Origin of the sequence: Rahnella sp. GSA61A (assembly GCF_019969905.1) — a bacterium.
In the GTDB taxonomy this organism is placed as follows: Bacteria; Pseudomonadota; Gammaproteobacteria; order Enterobacterales; family Enterobacteriaceae; genus Rahnella; species Rahnella aceris.
Genome location: NZ_JAHXYO010000002.1, coordinates 449,462 through 465,706, shown reverse-complemented (window position 1 = coordinate 465,706; position 16,245 = coordinate 449,462). Strand labels below are relative to the sequence as shown.

Genomic DNA, 16,245 nt, shown 5'->3' with positions numbered 1-16,245 from the left:
AACAGATTTGGCAATGTCGATACCAACAACTCTGATTGTGTTCATGTGATATCACTCCTGAATTAATTGCAGTCAATAGAGTATGGCACTGGCTACTTCAGGGAGGGGCGTCCATAACATCACTACACAAGGCAATGGCGCAGACGGCTACCGGATAGCGCTGCACGGAATGGAGCTTCTAAAATAACAAACGCAATGCTGTCGGGCTTTCACAGCCCGACGAAGTTATCGAAGCCGCAGCAGGCGTTTGAAAGGATTAAGGTTCAGAGATTTGGTATGCAGACTTATTTTTATGGCGAGGTCTTTATCTCTCAGATAATTACATGCCACCCCTACACGCTTAGGCGTACAGGGTAAAAAACCACCCTGCATATAGCCAAAGGCCCTGGCACGTAATGGTGAAGCGATAAGTCCTGCATTGATGACCCGGCCAACAATATTAGCGCAATTCTTCCCGACGGTACGAAATGATGATCCTCCTGCTTTATGACAAATATCATACCAGGCTGTTTTCATCGCACTCTCGTCCAGGTTCATCAATCCATAAATAACATCTGGTGGGTTACCTTCGGTACGTGCATCAGAACGATAAGTCGTTGAACTGGTATTCCCCATGCAAGCGATTCTTGAAGGGTATTTACCGAACATGATTTTTTTATCTTCTGTTTGTGGCCACCAGCTGACATAAGGACTGGTTTCTAAAATATCACCAATAAACATTGACGCATGGCCTACATTCCCACCATCCGGATACCAGATTAATACCCATGCACTATAACAAGTGCCGGTACCACGAGTCGGGGTGCGAGTTCTGACAAAATCCCGCAGTGATGCTACATCCTTTAATTCCATTTTCTCAAATCCGTAGAGGCAAAAATGTATTTTACAGACAGGAGAAATGAGAAAAAAATACAAATTAGAGATACGAAATCAAGATATATTTAGGCAGGTTATCTGTCATAACCAGATAAAGTGGTTAACACGCTGATAATAAAGGGCAATCTAACCAGCCTTATATTGTTAAACGTTATAACTCAAAGGCTGAACAGGATTTATTGAGATCTTTCCGCCGTCAGTTCCGCGATACGCATAATCACTGCAACCGCTTTTTCCATTCCTTCGAGCGTTACGAATTCGTGTTTGCCATGGAAGTTATAACCGCCGGTGAAGATATTCGGGCATGGCAAACCGCGAAACGAAAGCTGCGCGCCATCAGTGCCGCCACGAATGGGCTTCATGATTGGCTCGATATCGCAATCTTTCATCGCCTGCTGCGCCAGCGCAATAATGTGCGGATGCTGAGCCACTTTGTCGCGCATGTTGTAATAGTGATCGTCGAGCGTCACTTCGATATAACAATCACGGTGCAGGCCTTTGCCGACCACGTGTGCGACATCAATAATTTTTTGCTTACGGGCTTCGAACTGCGTTTTGTCGAAATCACGGATGATGTAATGCATTTCCGCACGCTCAACGTTGCCCTTGATGGTCGTCAGATGGTAGAAACCTTCGTAACCTTCTGTATGTTCGGGCGTTTCATCTGCAGGCAGCTCGTTGTGAAAACGCGTCGCCAGTGACAGCGCATTCACCATCACCCCTTTGGCACTGCCCGGATGCACATTATTACCGACAATTTTAATCGTGGCCGACGCAGCGTTGAAGTTCTCAAACTCCAGCTCCCCCACTCCGCCACCGTCGACGGTGTAGGCCCACTGCGCGCCGAATGCAGGAATATCAAAACTCTGCGCACCTTTGCCGATTTCCTCGTCTGGCGTGAAGGCGATACGCACCGGTCCGTGCGGAATATTGCTGTTTTTCAGTCGCACCATCGCGGTAATAATTTCTGCGATACCAGATTTATCATCAGACCCGAGCAAGGTTTTGCCGTCGGTGGTGATAATCGTGTGCCCGAGAAGCTGATGTAATACCGGGAACATCACCGGAGATAATATTTCATCGCCATTACCCAGTGCGATATCGCCGCCGCGGTAATTTTCCACAATTTGTGGATTAACGTGTTTAGCCGTGAAATCAGGCGCGGTATCCAGATGGGAAATAAAACCAATCACCGGCACTTTCCAGGCCACATTGCCTGGCAAGGTGGCCATCACGCAGCCTTTATCACTGAGCGTAACCTGAGAAAAACCTAGCTCGGTCAGTTCATTACGCAGGGCCTGCGCCAACCTGAGTTGTCCGTCGGTGCTGGGCGTGTGTTTAACATTGGGCTTAGATTGAGTATCGAAAGAAACATAATGAAGAAAACGATCAAGCAACTTATTCATTTGGGTATCCTCTGGCGGCTGGGTTTTATTATGCGCAGCATGAAAACCCTGAATATTGCGTCAGGTCATTTTTCACCAAGTTTAACGAGATATGTCTATGGGGCAGGCGCAATTTTTGGCGGGAACAATAAAAAAAGCCTGGTGATCACCAGGCCTGGTCTTTCTTGGTCAGGAACTTATGGACAAATTCCGGTACGACCTGGCTCGCCAGCCCGTAGTGCTTCATATCGAATTCGCTTTCAACCTGACTCGGTTCAAGATTCAGTTCAACAGCACAGGCGCCGCCGATGCGCGCTTCATGGACAAATCCCGCGGCCGGATAAACGTGGCCAGACGTACCGATAGCGACAAAAAAATCGGCTTTAGCCAGCGCATCGTAAATCTCGTCCATGCCAAAAGGCATTTCACCGAACCAGACTATGTGCGGGCGCAACGGTGCCGGAAACTGACAGCAATGACAGCGGTCATCCACAGTCAGATCGCCCGGCCAGTCCAATACCTGCCCCGATTGCGTACACCGCACTTTTAGCAATTCGCCGTGCATATGAATGACGCGTAAGCTGCCCGCGCGCTCGTGCAGGTTATCGATATTTTGCGTAACCAGCAGGAAGTTCTCACCGAGCGCCTCTTCCAGCGTGGCCAGCGCGTAATGTGCAGCATTCGGTTTGAGATCTTCTGCCTGCAACTGACGGCGGCGCTCATTATAAAAACGCTGTACCAGTTCAGGATCACGGCGATAGCCTTCGGGCGTCGCCACATCCTCAACATGATGTTCTTCCCACAAACCGTCAGCGGCGCGGAAAGTACGAATGCCAGACTCGGCGGAAATCCCTGCGCCGGTCAGCACCACGACAAACGGCTTCTTCAACGACGCAGCCGCCATCGAGTCACGGTGGAAAATATTCGACCGGAACCGCTGATGGCGAATGCGCTTATTTTTGCGAAACCGACACAGACGATGACGTGTGCGCATGAAGTGCTCCTTACTCTCTGTGTCTGATTAAGACTTCATTTAAAAATGGATTACTGACCGCCACTGAGTACGCGGGCAGGATCGATACGGCTCGCACGCCGCGCCGGATACCAGCTTGCCAGCAAACTCAGCACCAGGGCGGTTACCAGCACCCCTGCGACATCCAGCCAGTGAACTTCAGAAGGCAGGAAGTCGATGAAATAAATATCGCCCGACAGGAACTGGTGACCGGTCAGTTTTTGCAATGCATTGACGATGTTAGTCAGCTGGAAGGCCGCAATCACGCCGATCACTACACCTGCAACGCTGCCGACCAGCCCCGCCAGTAAACCGTACCAGATGAAGACTGCGCGGATAAGTCCGTCTTTCGCGCCCAGTGTGCGCAAAATCGCAATATCGCTGCTTTTATCTTTCACCGCCATCACCAGCGTTGAAACGATATTGAAGCAGGCCACACCAATCACCAGCACCATCGCCATATACATGATAGCGCGCACCATTTGGATATCACGGTACATGTAGCCATAAGTTCCGATCCAGCTGCTGATATAAACGTAAGCCTGAGTCACTTCACCGGCGTCGTGCACCAGTTTCTGTGCGGCAAAGACATCGTTCACTTTGATATCAATACCGGTCACGCTGCTGCCCATATCCTGATATTGCTGGGCATCGGCCAGAGGCACCATGCCAAGACTGTGATCAAGTTGTCCGCTGAGCTGCAAAATACCGGCAACCTGCAGGCGAATACGTTTTGGCTGCAACAGCTTCATTTCCGGGTCGCTGTTCGGGATCATCACGGTCACCCAGTCGCCCTGCTTCACGCCCACCGCATCCGCGACACCTTTGCCGAGGATCAGCTGCTGCTGACCGGCTTTAAAATTCTGCCAGGCATTATTCTGCACGAATTTCGGCGCGGCACTGACACGCGGTTCACTCTGAGGATCAACACCTTTCAGCTGGATGGCGCGCAGTTTGGCGCCGTGCTCAATCAGGCCGTTGAACTGGATATAGGGTGCAGCCGCCACAATACCCGGCACTTTTCCCACCCGATCCAGCACGCCCTGCCAGTTGTTGAACGGCTGATTGACCGGCCGGATTTCGCCGTGCGGTACGACCGCCAGTACGCGTTCTTTCAGCTCACGTTCAAAACCATTCATGGCGCTGAGGCCAACGATCAGCACCGCCACACCCAGTGCAATGCCTAACGTTGAAATTACCGAAATCAGCGACACCATGCCGCTGCGACGGCGTCCACGACTGAACCGCAGGCCAATCAATAATGAAAAAGGAATGCCAGACATTACTTCGCTCCCAGCAACATCGATTCCTGCTGCAACTTGCCGTCACGCATTTCCAGCTGACGCGTCAGACGGTTCGCCAGTTGCAGATCATGCGTCACCACCAGAAACGCCGTGCCCTGGCGCACATTCAGTTCGCCGAGCAATTCGAAAATGCTGTCGGCATTGCGCTGATCGAGATTACCGGTCGGTTCATCGGCCAGCACCAGCGAAGGATTATTCACCAGCGCACGGGCAATTGCCACCCGCTGACGTTCACCACCGGAAAGCTCGGAAGGACGGTGATTGCTGCGATGTTGCAGTCCCACCGCTTCAAGCATCGCCAGCGCGCGTTCCTGCACTTCGGCAGATTTCTTTTTGCCAATCAGCAGCGGCATCGCGACGTTTTCCAGCGCGGTGAAATCCGGCAGCAAATGGTGGAACTGATAGATGAAGCCCAGCTCGCGGTTACGCAATTCAGATTTCGCCGATGAAGACATCGCGTTCAGAGACTGACCTTTGAAAATCACTTCGCCGGACGTCGGGGAATCGAGTCCGCCCAGCAAATGCAGCAAAGTACTTTTGCCGGAACCGGAGGTGCCGACAATCGCCATCATCTCACCCGGCTGCATAGCGAAACTGACGTCACGCAGCACGTCGGTGTGCATTTTACCTTCCTGATAAGTCTTACAGAGGTTTTCACACTGCAATAATAAAGAATTACTCATAACGTAAAGCCTCTGCGGGATGGGTGGCAGCAGCGCGCCAGGAAGGATAAAGCGTAGATAATAAAGCAATAGCCATAGCAACCAGCGCGATGACCACGACCTGAACCGGTTCGATATCGACCGGCAGCGACGCGCCATCGAGCATCAGCCCGATAGCTGGCATAATTGTATTCAGTTGGGTGGCCAGCACCACGCCGAGCACGGCCCCGAGCAACGCGCCGATCACACCGGCACTGGCGCCCTGCACCATGAACAGCGCCATAATCTGGCGACGGCTTAAGCCCTGTGTTTGCAAAATGGCCACTTCGGCTTGCTTCTCCATCACCAGTAAACCCAGTGACGTAATAATGTTAAACGCGGCGACGGCGACGATCAGGCTCAGCAACAGCCCCATCATATTTTTCTCCATGCGCACCGCCTGGAACAATTCGCCGCGGCGTTCACGCCAGTCTTTCCAGCTTGCACCGTCAGGCAGTTTTTGCGTACTCAGACTGTCGACGTCCAGCGGTTTGTCGAGGAACAAACGCCAGCCGGTGACATTGCCTTTCGGATACAGCATCAGACGTGAGGCGTCCTGAATGTTCACCAGCATCTGGTAACCATCCACTTCGCTGTTGGCGGAGAAAGTGCCGATAACGTTGAACAAACGCTGGCTCGGGACGCGGCCGACCGGCGTGAACTGGCTGACGCTGGTGACCATCAGACGCAGTTGATCGCCACGGCGCACTTTTAACTGCTGCGCCAGCTGATCGCCAAGAATAACGTTGTATTTACCGGGTTGAAGTTCCTGCTGGGCAACCCCAATTAAGTATTTCGCCAGCGGGTCTTTCTGGTCAGGATCGACACCGAGCATCACGCCCACCGCGACGCTGCCTGGGCTTTGCAGCACGACATCGCCGGTGGTCAGCGGTACAGCGCGGTTAACACTTTTCAGCGCCGACACCTGTTGATGGGTGATTTTCTGAGGGTCGAGGGATCCGCCCGGCGTGGTGATTAACGCCTGAGGCATCAGACCCAGGATGTTACCTTCCAGATCTTTCTCAAAACCGTTCATCACTGACAGCACGGTCACCAGCGCCATCACGCCGAGAGTGATACCAATGGTGGATAACCAGGAGACAAACCGCCCGAAGCGGTCCGAAGCACGCCCGCGCATGTAGCGCAGACCTATAAATAACGCGACAGGTTGATACATAACATCCGTTTTAAGTGCTTGGCCGCAAATAAGTGCGTGGCGCAGACTAAAGTGATCAAGGATAATAAAGGCTAGCACCGCTTTATGGAACCATTAACCCAAAGTAATCGGTTTAACTTTGTGACGCCGTTGACCCTTTTATACAGACAACGGGTTGACCCCGATTACCCCTGCAAAGCAAGATACGGTCTGCTAATTGGCCTCCGACAGCCGCCAAAACGAGAACTCAACACAGCCTATGTCTCAAGATTATCGTTATTCGTTGCCTGAACGCCCGGGCGACAACCGCCTGTTAGGCCAGCTTAAAGGCTCCGCCTGCGCGCTGGAATGCGCCCAAATCAGTGAACGCCATACAGGCCCGATCCTGCTGATTGCGCCTGATATGCAAAATGCCCTGCGCCTGCGCGATGAAATTCAACAGTTTACTGACAACAAAGTCCTGAGTATTGCGGACTGGGAAACGCTACCTTACGACAGTTTTTCTCCACATCAGGAAATTATTTCTTCACGCCTTTCCAGTTTGTATCAGCTTCCTACTATGGAACGCGGCATCATTATTCTGCCGGTGAATACACTGATGCAACGCGTCTGCCCGCACGAATTCCTGCACGGTCACGCGCTGGTGATGAAGAAAGGTCAGCAGCTTTCGCGCGATAAATTGCGTGCACAGCTGGAACAGGCCGGTTATCGCAGCGTAGATCAGGTGATGGAGCACGGCGAGTTTGCCACCCGTGGCGCTCTGCTGGATTTGTATCCGATGGGCAGCGAAGAACCTTATCGCATTGATTTCTTTGATGATGAAATCGACAGCCTGCGCATTTTCGATGTGGATACCCAGCGCACGCTGAGTGAAGTGGAACATATCAATCTGCTACCCGCGCACGAATTTCCAACCGATAAAAATGCCATTGAACTGTTCCGCAGCCAATGGCGCGAGAAGTTCGAAGTACGTCGCGATGCCGAACACGTTTATCAGCAGGTCAGTAAAGGGACCTTCCCCGCCGGTATCGAATACTGGCAGCCGTTGTTTTTCAGTCAGCCGCTGACCACGCTGTTCAGCTATCTGCCGGAAAACACGCTGGTGCTGAATACCGGCGATCTCGAAGCCGCCGCTGAGCGCTTCTGGCAGGACGCCTGCCAGCGTTACGAAAGCCGCCGGGTCGATCCGATGCGTCCGCTGCTCGAGCCGGAAAATCTCTGGCTGCGTGTGGAGTCGCTGTTTACCGAGCTGAAAGCCTGGCCACGTGTTCAGCTGCGTACTGATTCGCTGCCGAAGAAAGCCGCCAATACCAATCTGAGTTACGAAAAGCTGCCAGATTTATCCGTTCAGCCGCAGAATAAAGCGCCGATGGATAACCTGCGTCGCTTTAATGAATCCTTTGCCGGCAGCCTGGTATTCTCTGTAGAAAGTGAAGGCCGCCGCGAAACGCTTCAGGATTTGCTGGCACGCATCAAGCTGATGCCGACGCTTATCACCCGGATTGAAGAAGCCGATATCGCCGGTCGTTACATCATGATCGGCGCGTGCGAACGTGGTTTTCTGGATGCGGATAAACAGCTGGCGCTGATTTGTGAAAGCGATCTGCTTGGTGAACGCGTGGCGCGTCGCCGTCAGGACAGCCGACGGTCGATCAACACCGATACACTGATCCGTAATCTCGCCGAACTGCGTCCCGGCCAGCCGGTAGTGCATGTCGAACACGGTGTGGGCCGTTATCTCGGGCTGACAACGCTTGAAACCGGCGGCATCACTGCCGAATACCTGATACTGACCTACGCCGGTGAAGACAAACTGTATGTGCCGGTATCATCGCTGCATCTCATCAGCCGCTATGCCGGTGGCGCGGATGAGAGCGCGCCGCTGCATAAACTCGGCGGTGAAGCCTGGTCAAAAGCGCGGCAGAAAGCGGCCGAGAAAGTGCGCGATGTCGCTGCGGAACTGCTGGATATCTACGCCCAGCGCGAAGCCAAAAGTGGTTTCGCGTTTAAGCACGACAAAGCACAGTATCAGCTGTTCTGTCAGGCTTTCCCGTTTGAAACCACGCCGGATCAGGCACAGGCCATTAACGCGGTACTGACTGACATGACCCAACCGCTGGCGATGGACCGGCTGGTATGTGGCGACGTCGGTTTTGGTAAAACCGAAGTGGCGATGCGCGCAGCCTTCCTCGCCGTTTCCAACAATAAGCAGGTGGCCGTTCTGGTACCGACCACCCTGCTGGCACAACAGCACTTCGATAACTTCCGCGACCGCTTCGCCAGCTGGCCAGTGCGCATCGAAATGATGTCGCGTTTCCGCAGCGCCAAAGAACAAAACGTCGTGCTGGAAGATGCGGTTGAAGGCAAAGTCGATATTATTATCGGCACACACAAACTGCTGCAAACCGATCTACGCTGGAAAGATCTGGGACTGCTGATTGTCGATGAAGAGCACCGTTTCGGCGTACGTCATAAAGAGCGCATCAAAGCGATGCGTGCAGACGTAGATATTCTTACCCTGACCGCAACGCCTATCCCGCGTACGCTGAACATGGCCATGAGCGGCATGCGCGACCTGTCGATTATTGCCACACCGCCTGCACGTCGTATGGCGGTGAAAACCTTTGTGCGCGAGTACGACAGTCTGGTCGTGCGTGAGGCAATCCTGCGTGAAATTCTGCGCGGCGGGCAGGTTTATTATCTCTACAACGATGTCGAGAATATCGAGAAAGCCTCGCAGCGGCTGGCCGAACTCGTGCCGGAAGCGCGCATTGCCATCGGCCACGGTCAGATGCGTGAACGCGACCTCGAGCGTGTGATGAATGATTTCCATCACCAGCGTTTCAACGTGCTGGTGTGTACCACCATTATCGAAACCGGTATCGATATCCCGACGGCGAACACAATCATTATTGAGCGCGCCGACCACTTTGGTCTGGCGCAGTTGCATCAGTTGCGTGGCCGCGTAGGGCGGTCACACCATCAGGCCTATGCGTATCTGCTGACGCCGCCACCGAAAGCCATGTCGGCCGATGCACATAAACGTCTGGAGGCCATTGCCTCGCTGGAAGACCTGGGTGCCGGTTTTGCGCTGGCGACGCACGACCTTGAAATCCGCGGTGCTGGCGAACTGCTCGGCGAAGGCCAGAGCGGCCAGATGACCAGTATCGGTTTCTCGCTGTATATGGAGTTGCTGGAAAACGCCGTCGAAGCGTTGAAAGAAGGCCGCGAGCCATCGCTGGAGGATTTAACCACCAGCCAGACCGAAGTTGAAATGCGCATGCCTGCGCTGCTGCCGGAGGATTTCATTCCTGATGTGAATACGCGCCTGTCGTTGTATAAACGTATCGCCAGTGCGAAAACCGAAGGCGAACTGGATGAACTCCGCGTTGAGCTGATCGACCGTTTTGGCACGCTGCCGGACGGTGCGCGCAATCTGTTGCTGATTGCCGTGCTGCGCCTGAAAGCCAAAGAACTCGGCATCCGGCGGATTGAAGGCAACGAGCGCGGCGGATTCATTGAGTTTGGCGATAAGAACCGTGTGGATCCGGGCTTCCTGATTGGTCTGTTACAGAAACAACCCCAGGTTTACCGGCTGGACGGCCCGACAAAACTGAAGTTTGTGTTAGATCTGACTGATCGCCCGAAACGCCTGAAGTTTGTCGGTGACATGCTGAATGAGTTTACTGAGCATCTGATCTGAATCTGATCTTCATGCGTTAAAAAAAGCCTGAGGTTTTCACCTCAGGCTTTTTATTTTCCACACTTCCCGCTTGGTTATGAACGGGTAAGTTGCAACTGACCGCTTTTATCCAGCGGAATTTGTGTGCCCGGATCGTGGTCCATACGAACTTTCCCTTGCTGATCGCCTATTTTATAGGTCACATCATAACCGAGCGTTTTATCTTCTTTGTCATACACGGTTTTACAGCGCTGCTGTTGCGTGGTGTAGGTGTCGTTTTCCTGCATGCTGCTCTGCACGCGGTTACCCGCATAGCCACCGCCCAACGCACCCGCTACCGTCGCAACATCACGTCCGCGGCCGCCACCAAACTGGTGACCGAGTACGCCACCGGCGACTGCACCGAGCACGGAGCCAGCAATCTGATGTTCATCCTGTACAGGACGTCGGTGAGTGACCGTCACATTCCGACATTCCTGACGCGGGATTTTCGTGGTTTCTTTGATTGGCGTCGCGCTGACAACCTGCGCGTACTCCGGGCCAGATGAAAAAACATTCATGCTTGCAACGCCAGCAATGCCCAACGCCGCAGCCACACCAATACCGACCCCAGCTAACATTGACTTGTTCACAGGACTTCCTCCGCAAATGTTACCACGCAATGACTCCGTTACCGGGGTCCCTCAGCGGACAGCTTCACATCTGAGGTTCGGCGTGCGTGAATCGCCGTCTGTGACCATCTGTTCTTGTAAACTTATTGTTAAGTCTGCACACCTAAACGTAAGCAAACAATAAGACGAAATCTGTAAGTGAGATAAACAACCGGTGCATCCCCCTGTTTCGGAGAATTCTTAGCAGACAACCTCATCGTGGCGGGATCTTATGCTGTTCACAGGGGTATTCATGCAGATAAGAAAAAGCCTGTCAGAAACAGGCTTTAGGCTATGAAACGATTCAGCTGACGTTGAAAAATATCAGCGAACAGGTATCAGTGCAGTTTAAGACGCGGGCGGATCACCCGGTTAATGCCGCCGACCAGCATCATCAGACCGGTTTTAATGTAACCGTGCAATGCAATCTGGTGCATACGGTACAGCGAGATATAAACCAGTCTCGCCAGACGGCCTTCGACCATCATAGAACCGCGCATCAGGTTACCCATCAGGCTGCCGACAGTACTGAAGCGTGAAAGGGAAACCAGTGAACCGTGGTCTTTATAGACGTAAGGTTTCAGGCTTTGCCCCTTACGCTGCGCCATGATGTTGGCAAAACAACGGGAGGCCATCTGATGCGCTGACTGCGCACGCGGTGGCACGAAACCGCCGGATGGCTGCGGACAGGAAGCGCAGTCGCCAATCGCATAGATGTTCGGGTCGCGCGTGGTCTGCAGCGTCGGTTCCACCACAAGCTGATTGATACGGTTGGTTTCCAGACCCGCGATGTCTTTCATGAAATCAGGGGCTTTAATCCCCGCCGCCCAGACCATCAGATCGGCGTCAATGAATTCGCCGGACCTGGTGTTCAGACCGTTCTTATCCGCGCTGGTCACCATGGTTTGCGTCAGAACGCGTACGCCCAGTTTAGTCAGCTCGTTATGCGCCGCAGCAGAAATACGCGGTGGCAGCGCAGGCAGAATACGTTCACCGGCTTCCACCAGCGTGACGTTCAGCGCTTCGCTGTCCAGCCCTTCGAAACCGTAGCTGTGCAGTTGTTTTACCGCATTATGCAGCTCGGCAGACAGCTCGACACCCGTCGCCCCGCCGCCAACAATCGCAATGTTCACTTTCTTCTGCTTGTCTGCACTGGCAGAGAATTTGAGGAACAGGTTCAGCATTTCGTTATGGAAACGGTGCGCCTGATGCGGGTTATCCAGGAAGATGCAGTGGTCTTTGACGCCCGGTGTACCGAAATCGTTAGACGTGCTGCCCAGCGCCATCACCAGGGTGTCGTACGCAATATCCCGTACCGGCACCAGCATTTCGCCGTTCTCGTCACAGATTTCAGCCAGTTTGATGGTCTGATTTTCACGGTCGATATCGGTCAGTGAGCCAATCTGGAAGGTGAAACCGTGGTTGCGGGCATGAGCCAGATAGCTCAGCGCATCCACGCCGTCATCCAGACTGCCGGTCGCCACTTCGTGCAACAGGGGTTTCCATAAATGGCTGTGGTTACGGTCGACCAGAATGATCTCCGCTTTTTTGTTGCGGCCAAGTTTATGGCCCAGGCTGGTCGCCAGTTCCAGACCGCCGGCGCCACCGCCGATAATCACAATTTTCTTCATTGGTGATGTCAAAATGACCCCCTCAAATGTGAACCAATTGTTATATAAGAGTAAAAATATAATCCTTATATAACATAGGGTTGCTTAAGTTAAATCGGTATCTGAGACGGAGGATATCACGCGTGGTGATTTGGTCATACCAAAATTGATATAGGTCAATTTAAATTCATTTGGCTAATTTGACTTAGGAAAATGGCACGCATTTTGACATCTTTAAATCAGCAAGTTAGACGCGGATCTGCCATGAAAACGAATTCTGAAGCGGGAATGACACAAATAAAAAACCACTGCGCAAAGGCAGTGGTTTTAGCGATTTCAGAAACGAAATGTTAAATCAGACGATATTTTTGAACGCTTTAATGCGTTGCAGATGCGTCGAGATATCTTTGAATTTATGGCTCTGATGCTCGTCCCATTCAACCGGATAATAGTGATGCAATTTCTCAGCCGTTTTGCTGCTGTCGAGCACGCCATCTTCACGGGATAAAATCACCAGACAGCGGTCGCGGTTTTTCTCGCGGAAATCGCTGATGCACTTGGTGGCGATATCTTCATACTCTTCCGGGCGGTCGATTTTCCCGGTCATATTATCCTGCGGTGACAAATTCGGATTGAACATCACCTGGCGGATCCCGCACAGGAAACCGATGCGTTCAGCCCAGAATCCGCCAAGTCCGACGCCGCAAATCAGCGCATTCTTGTCCGTCGTTTCCTGCAGCACTTTATCCACTTCTTTTAGCAGATGTTGCATGTCATGACGCGGGTGCAGCGTGCTGTAACTGATGAAGCGCACGTCCGGATCAATGAACTGTAACTGCAACACTTTCTCATGATTACCGGGACTGGTTGAATCGAAGCCATGCAAATAGATAATCATCGTTTACCTCATCCTGAATGTGCGTTGAACCCTTCACGTGGTCGGAAAAACGTTACAGGGCAGCCTGTTTATGTTCCTGCCAGCGGGCGTCGAGTATGGTCAGATCACGGTTTGCCTCTTTCCAGCGTCTCGAATTTTGCAGGTCCTGACGGGCCTGTTTTCCACTATACAGTCCGCGATGATACAACTGTGCAACGCGCTCAGCGTTGACCGGAGACAGGTTATCCAGCACGCTGACAGCACCCTGCCGGTTGTTACAGGCCAGGATCATGTCGCAACCCGCATCCAGAGAGGCCTGCGCGCGTTCGGGATAAGACCCCATGATTGCCGCACCTTCCATTGAGATATCATCGGAGAAGATCACGCCGTTGAAATTCAGCTCTTTGCGCAAAATTTCCTGCAACCAGTATGGCGAACCGCTGGCCGGACGTGGATCGGCCTGAGTATAAATCACGTGCGCCGGCATCACGGCATCCAGTAATTTACGTTCGTTGAGCTGACGGAAGATAGCCATGTCGTGCTGGCGGATAACTTCCAGCGGGCGATCGTCGTGTGGTGTTTCTTTATGGGAATCCGCGCTGACGGCACCGTGCCCCGGAAAATGCTTACCGGTGGTTTTCATGCCAGCGGAATGCATACCGAGAATATACTGCTCAGCCATTTCAAGCGCTTTCCGGGGTTCTGCATGGAACGAACGTTCGCCGATAGCTGCGCTGATATGTCCGATATCCAGCACTGGCGCGAAGCTGATGTCGATATCCATCACAATCATTTCCGACGCCATCAGCCAGCCGCTTTCCTGGGCCAGACGCCCCGCTTCGTGCGGTTCATTGAGCGCCGCAAAAGATTGCGCGGCAGGCAGACGGGTAAAACTTTCGCGGAAGCGCTGTACGCGCCCGCCTTCCTGATCCACGGCCAGCACCAGCCTGTCGTGCGACGCGGCGCGGATCTGGCGGATCAGTTCATGCAACTGATCGACATCATGATAATTTCGGGTGAATAAAATCAGCCCGCCCACCAGCGGGTGCTGCAAAATTTCACGTTCTTCGGCATCCAGCGCATAGCCAGCGACATCCAGCATTACAGGTCCCAACAAAATGGACGCTCCTTTTCATTTTTCAGACAATTATCACGGGTGCAACGGGCGCACCCATTCAAGATATTTACTCTCGCCGGTCTGCTGCCAGCGCACTTCGAACCACATCAGCATCAGGTAATCAACCCAGGGGATCCAGCGTTTAACCCGCTGCTGCAAAAGAGATATTTCCTGATAGCCGCCAGCATCAACGTATTCGCCGATGAACGCATTTTGCTGCTGCGCGTTCCAGTCGTTGCCACGAATAATCGCCGCCAGCTCCAGCGCAATGTCCGCATTCGCCGCATATTCCCAGTCAATCAGCCGCAGCCCGTCTGGCGTACTAAGCACATTACCGGCGTGAATATCCATATGTACCAGCGCCAGTTTCAGCGGTGACGGCGGATCCTGCGACAACATTTTGCGGTGCAAACGCAGCCAGTGCGGCGTCAGCCTGCGCCGGTCGATATGTTGCCAGTAGCGGGCAAATTGCTGCTGTAAATCCAGCCGGTAGCCTGATAGTGGCAACTGGTGTAACTGCACCAGACACTGGCACAAGGCTTTCTGGCCTGAAACGGCGGCGAGTGCCTGATCTTGCAACGGCGTTCCGCCTATCCAGTCGACTATCAGCCACGGCGGCGAATAAAGTCTGACACAAGGGCCTAATTTGTGCCGCGCGATATGCCGCAAAATCACAGATTCGCGTTGCCGGTCAGCGCCCAAAGCTTGCCGCTGTACAGACTGATGTCGTGCCAGAAACTCACCGGCAGACGAGCTGATTTTCCAGCTTTCGCCGGTCAGCCCGGCAACCGGTAATAAACGAAAACCGGCGGTTTTCACCGCCGGATAATGTTGTTCAATCAGTTGCCGGAGTTCGTGTTGCAGAAGCTCAGCGTTAATTCTGAACTGCACCGCGGCCTGACCAGATGATTTCACCACTCGGTGCGGTAATCAGACGCATCGACATGGTCGGCGCTTTCACATCACCACTCACGGTACTGTAAAGCACGTACTGCGCTTTTACGATGTTTGCCAGGCCGATGGCCTTACTGACCGAAGCCAGACTGTCATCCGGCGATAATCCCAGAGACTGTTTGGCCGAAGCCAGTTGCTCGGCGGGTACCACCTGGAAGGTCGTGTTGTTGGCCAGTGCATTGCGCAATGCATCGGTGGCTTTTGCCATTTGCAGGGAACCGTTGGTGCTGTTTTTCACGCCATCCACCAGCAGAACGCTGCCCGGCTGCACACCACCGGATTTCAGCATTTTCGCAAGCATTGGCTCAACAGTTGCGGTCCAGTCGATATTGGCAAATTTAGGCGGCTGCGGAACTGGCTGGACCTGCGGTTGCTCCGGAACCGGCGGGTTAACCGGTGGCAACGGTTGCTGTGGCTGCTGCGGTTGCTCAGGCTGCTGTGGCTGGTTTTGCTGCTGGTTTGGCAACGTACAACCGCCAAGGATCAATGCGGCAATTGCCACAATGAGGAAATACTTTTTCATCAACCTTCTCCGTGCAAAAAATTAGAGATAAAGGTAAATACGCACACTGTACGCATCAAGATTGCCGTTCAGGGAACTGACGTCCACGCTGCTGTTCGCCGGAACAGTAATGGTCCTGGCCTCGGCGACCGGGAATAAATCCAGCCCCTGTTTATCATACCAATAGTAACGATAATGCAGGGTGACTGAGTGTGGCTGGTTGTTATCCAACCTGGTTGTGGCTTTTTTCTGCCCGCCGGAATCAGATACGGATGGCGAACCTGGGATTATGCCTGCCGTCAGAACGGGGGATTCCATTACCACTCTTTGTTGATTATTCAGCGCAATAGTGGGCTTGCTGCTACAACCTATCAACAAAATCACTGGCAATAACGCCATCAAAAAACGCATGTTTACCC

14 protein-coding genes are annotated in these 16,245 nt (G+C 53.0%); 1 reads left to right on the top strand and 13 read right to left on the bottom strand.

Going from position 1 to position 16,245, the window contains the following annotated elements; genetic code table 11:
* Nucleotides 1-225: 225 nt before the first annotated feature.
* The 6 genes from LC431_RS04305 to lolC all read right to left on the bottom strand — a co-directional run bounded on the left by LC431_RS04305 (nucleotide 226) and on the right by lolC (nucleotide 6,455).
* The gene (locus tag LC431_RS04305; RefSeq protein ID WP_013576222.1) at nucleotides 226-852 is read right to left on the bottom strand and encodes a hypothetical protein; all 627 of its coding nucleotides are present in this window, start codon (nucleotides 850-852) and stop codon (nucleotides 226-228) included.
* A 200-nt stretch (nucleotides 853-1,052) separates the two neighbouring features.
* Nucleotides 1,053-2,282 (bottom strand): peptidase T, encoded by a 1,230-nt coding sequence (gene pepT, locus LC431_RS04300; RefSeq protein ID WP_013576223.1) that lies wholly within the window; start codon nucleotides 2,280-2,282, stop codon nucleotides 1,053-1,055.
* A gap of 145 nt (nucleotides 2,283-2,427) precedes the next feature.
* Nucleotides 2,428-3,255: a Sir2 family NAD+-dependent deacetylase gene (gene cobB, locus LC431_RS04295; protein ID WP_013576224.1), complete on the bottom strand. Its 828-nt coding sequence runs from the start codon at nucleotides 3,253-3,255 to the stop codon at nucleotides 2,428-2,430.
* 50 nt (nucleotides 3,256-3,305) lie between these two features.
* Entirely contained in the window at nucleotides 3,306-4,556 is a 1,251-nt protein-coding gene (lolE, locus tag LC431_RS04290; protein ID WP_223509314.1) for a lipoprotein-releasing ABC transporter permease subunit LolE, read from the bottom strand.
* Nucleotides 4,556-5,260 carry a lipoprotein-releasing ABC transporter ATP-binding protein LolD gene (gene lolD, locus LC431_RS04285; RefSeq protein ID WP_013576226.1) on the bottom strand — a complete coding sequence of 235 codons (705 nt, stop codon included), beginning with the start codon at nucleotides 5,258-5,260 and terminating at the stop codon, nucleotides 4,556-4,558. Before lolD ends, lolE begins: the two co-directional genes overlap by 1 nt.
* Complete coding sequence (gene lolC, locus LC431_RS04280; RefSeq protein ID WP_013576227.1) at nucleotides 5,253-6,455, bottom strand: lipoprotein-releasing ABC transporter permease subunit LolC; 1,203 nt, start codon at nucleotides 6,453-6,455, stop codon at nucleotides 5,253-5,255. Before lolC ends, lolD begins: the two co-directional genes overlap by 8 nt.
* A 238-nt stretch (nucleotides 6,456-6,693) precedes the next feature.
* Here lolC and mfd point away from each other — a divergent pair, with 238 nt between their 5' ends.
* Complete coding sequence (gene mfd, locus LC431_RS04275; RefSeq protein ID WP_223509312.1) at nucleotides 6,694-10,137, top strand: transcription-repair coupling factor; 3,444 nt, start codon at nucleotides 6,694-6,696, stop codon at nucleotides 10,135-10,137.
* Between the two features lie 74 nt (nucleotides 10,138-10,211).
* Here mfd and LC431_RS04270 read toward each other — a convergent pair whose 3' ends face one another.
* The 7 genes from LC431_RS04270 to LC431_RS04240 all read right to left on the bottom strand — a co-directional run bounded on the left by LC431_RS04270 (nucleotide 10,212) and on the right by LC431_RS04240 (nucleotide 16,237).
* Nucleotides 10,212-10,748: a glycine zipper 2TM domain-containing protein gene (locus LC431_RS04270; protein ID WP_013576229.1), complete on the bottom strand. Its 537-nt coding sequence runs from the start codon at nucleotides 10,746-10,748 to the stop codon at nucleotides 10,212-10,214.
* A gap of 356 nt (nucleotides 10,749-11,104) precedes the next feature.
* On the bottom strand, nucleotides 11,105-12,409 hold the full coding sequence (locus LC431_RS04265) for an NAD(P)/FAD-dependent oxidoreductase (RefSeq protein WP_112151606.1): 1,305 nt from the start codon (nucleotides 12,407-12,409) through the stop codon (nucleotides 11,105-11,107).
* 322 nt (nucleotides 12,410-12,731) lie between these two features.
* Nucleotides 12,732-13,274, bottom strand: coding sequence for an alpha/beta hydrolase YcfP (gene ycfP, locus LC431_RS04260; RefSeq protein ID WP_013576231.1), 543 nt, complete (start codon nucleotides 13,272-13,274; stop codon nucleotides 12,732-12,734).
* Between the two features lie 52 nt (nucleotides 13,275-13,326).
* Nucleotides 13,327-14,355 carry a beta-N-acetylhexosaminidase gene (gene nagZ / locus LC431_RS04255; RefSeq protein ID WP_223509319.1) on the bottom strand — a complete coding sequence of 343 codons (1,029 nt, stop codon included), beginning with the start codon at nucleotides 14,353-14,355 and terminating at the stop codon, nucleotides 13,327-13,329.
* Nucleotides 14,356-14,403: 48 nt separating this feature from the next.
* The gene (locus LC431_RS04250) at nucleotides 14,404-15,261 is read right to left on the bottom strand and encodes a phosphotransferase (RefSeq protein WP_131638034.1); all 858 of its coding nucleotides are present in this window, start codon (nucleotides 15,259-15,261) and stop codon (nucleotides 14,404-14,406) included.
* On the bottom strand, nucleotides 15,245-15,847 hold the full coding sequence (gene lpoB / locus LC431_RS04245) for a penicillin-binding protein activator LpoB (RefSeq protein ID WP_013576234.1): 603 nt from the start codon (nucleotides 15,845-15,847) through the stop codon (nucleotides 15,245-15,247). The genes LC431_RS04250 and lpoB overlap by 17 nt, the downstream gene beginning before the upstream one ends.
* 21 nt (nucleotides 15,848-15,868) lie before the next feature.
* Nucleotides 15,869-16,237, bottom strand: a complete 369-nt coding sequence (locus LC431_RS04240) for a YcfL family protein (RefSeq protein WP_013576235.1) — start codon at nucleotides 16,235-16,237, stop codon at nucleotides 15,869-15,871.
* Nucleotides 16,238-16,245: the final 8 nt, after the last annotated feature.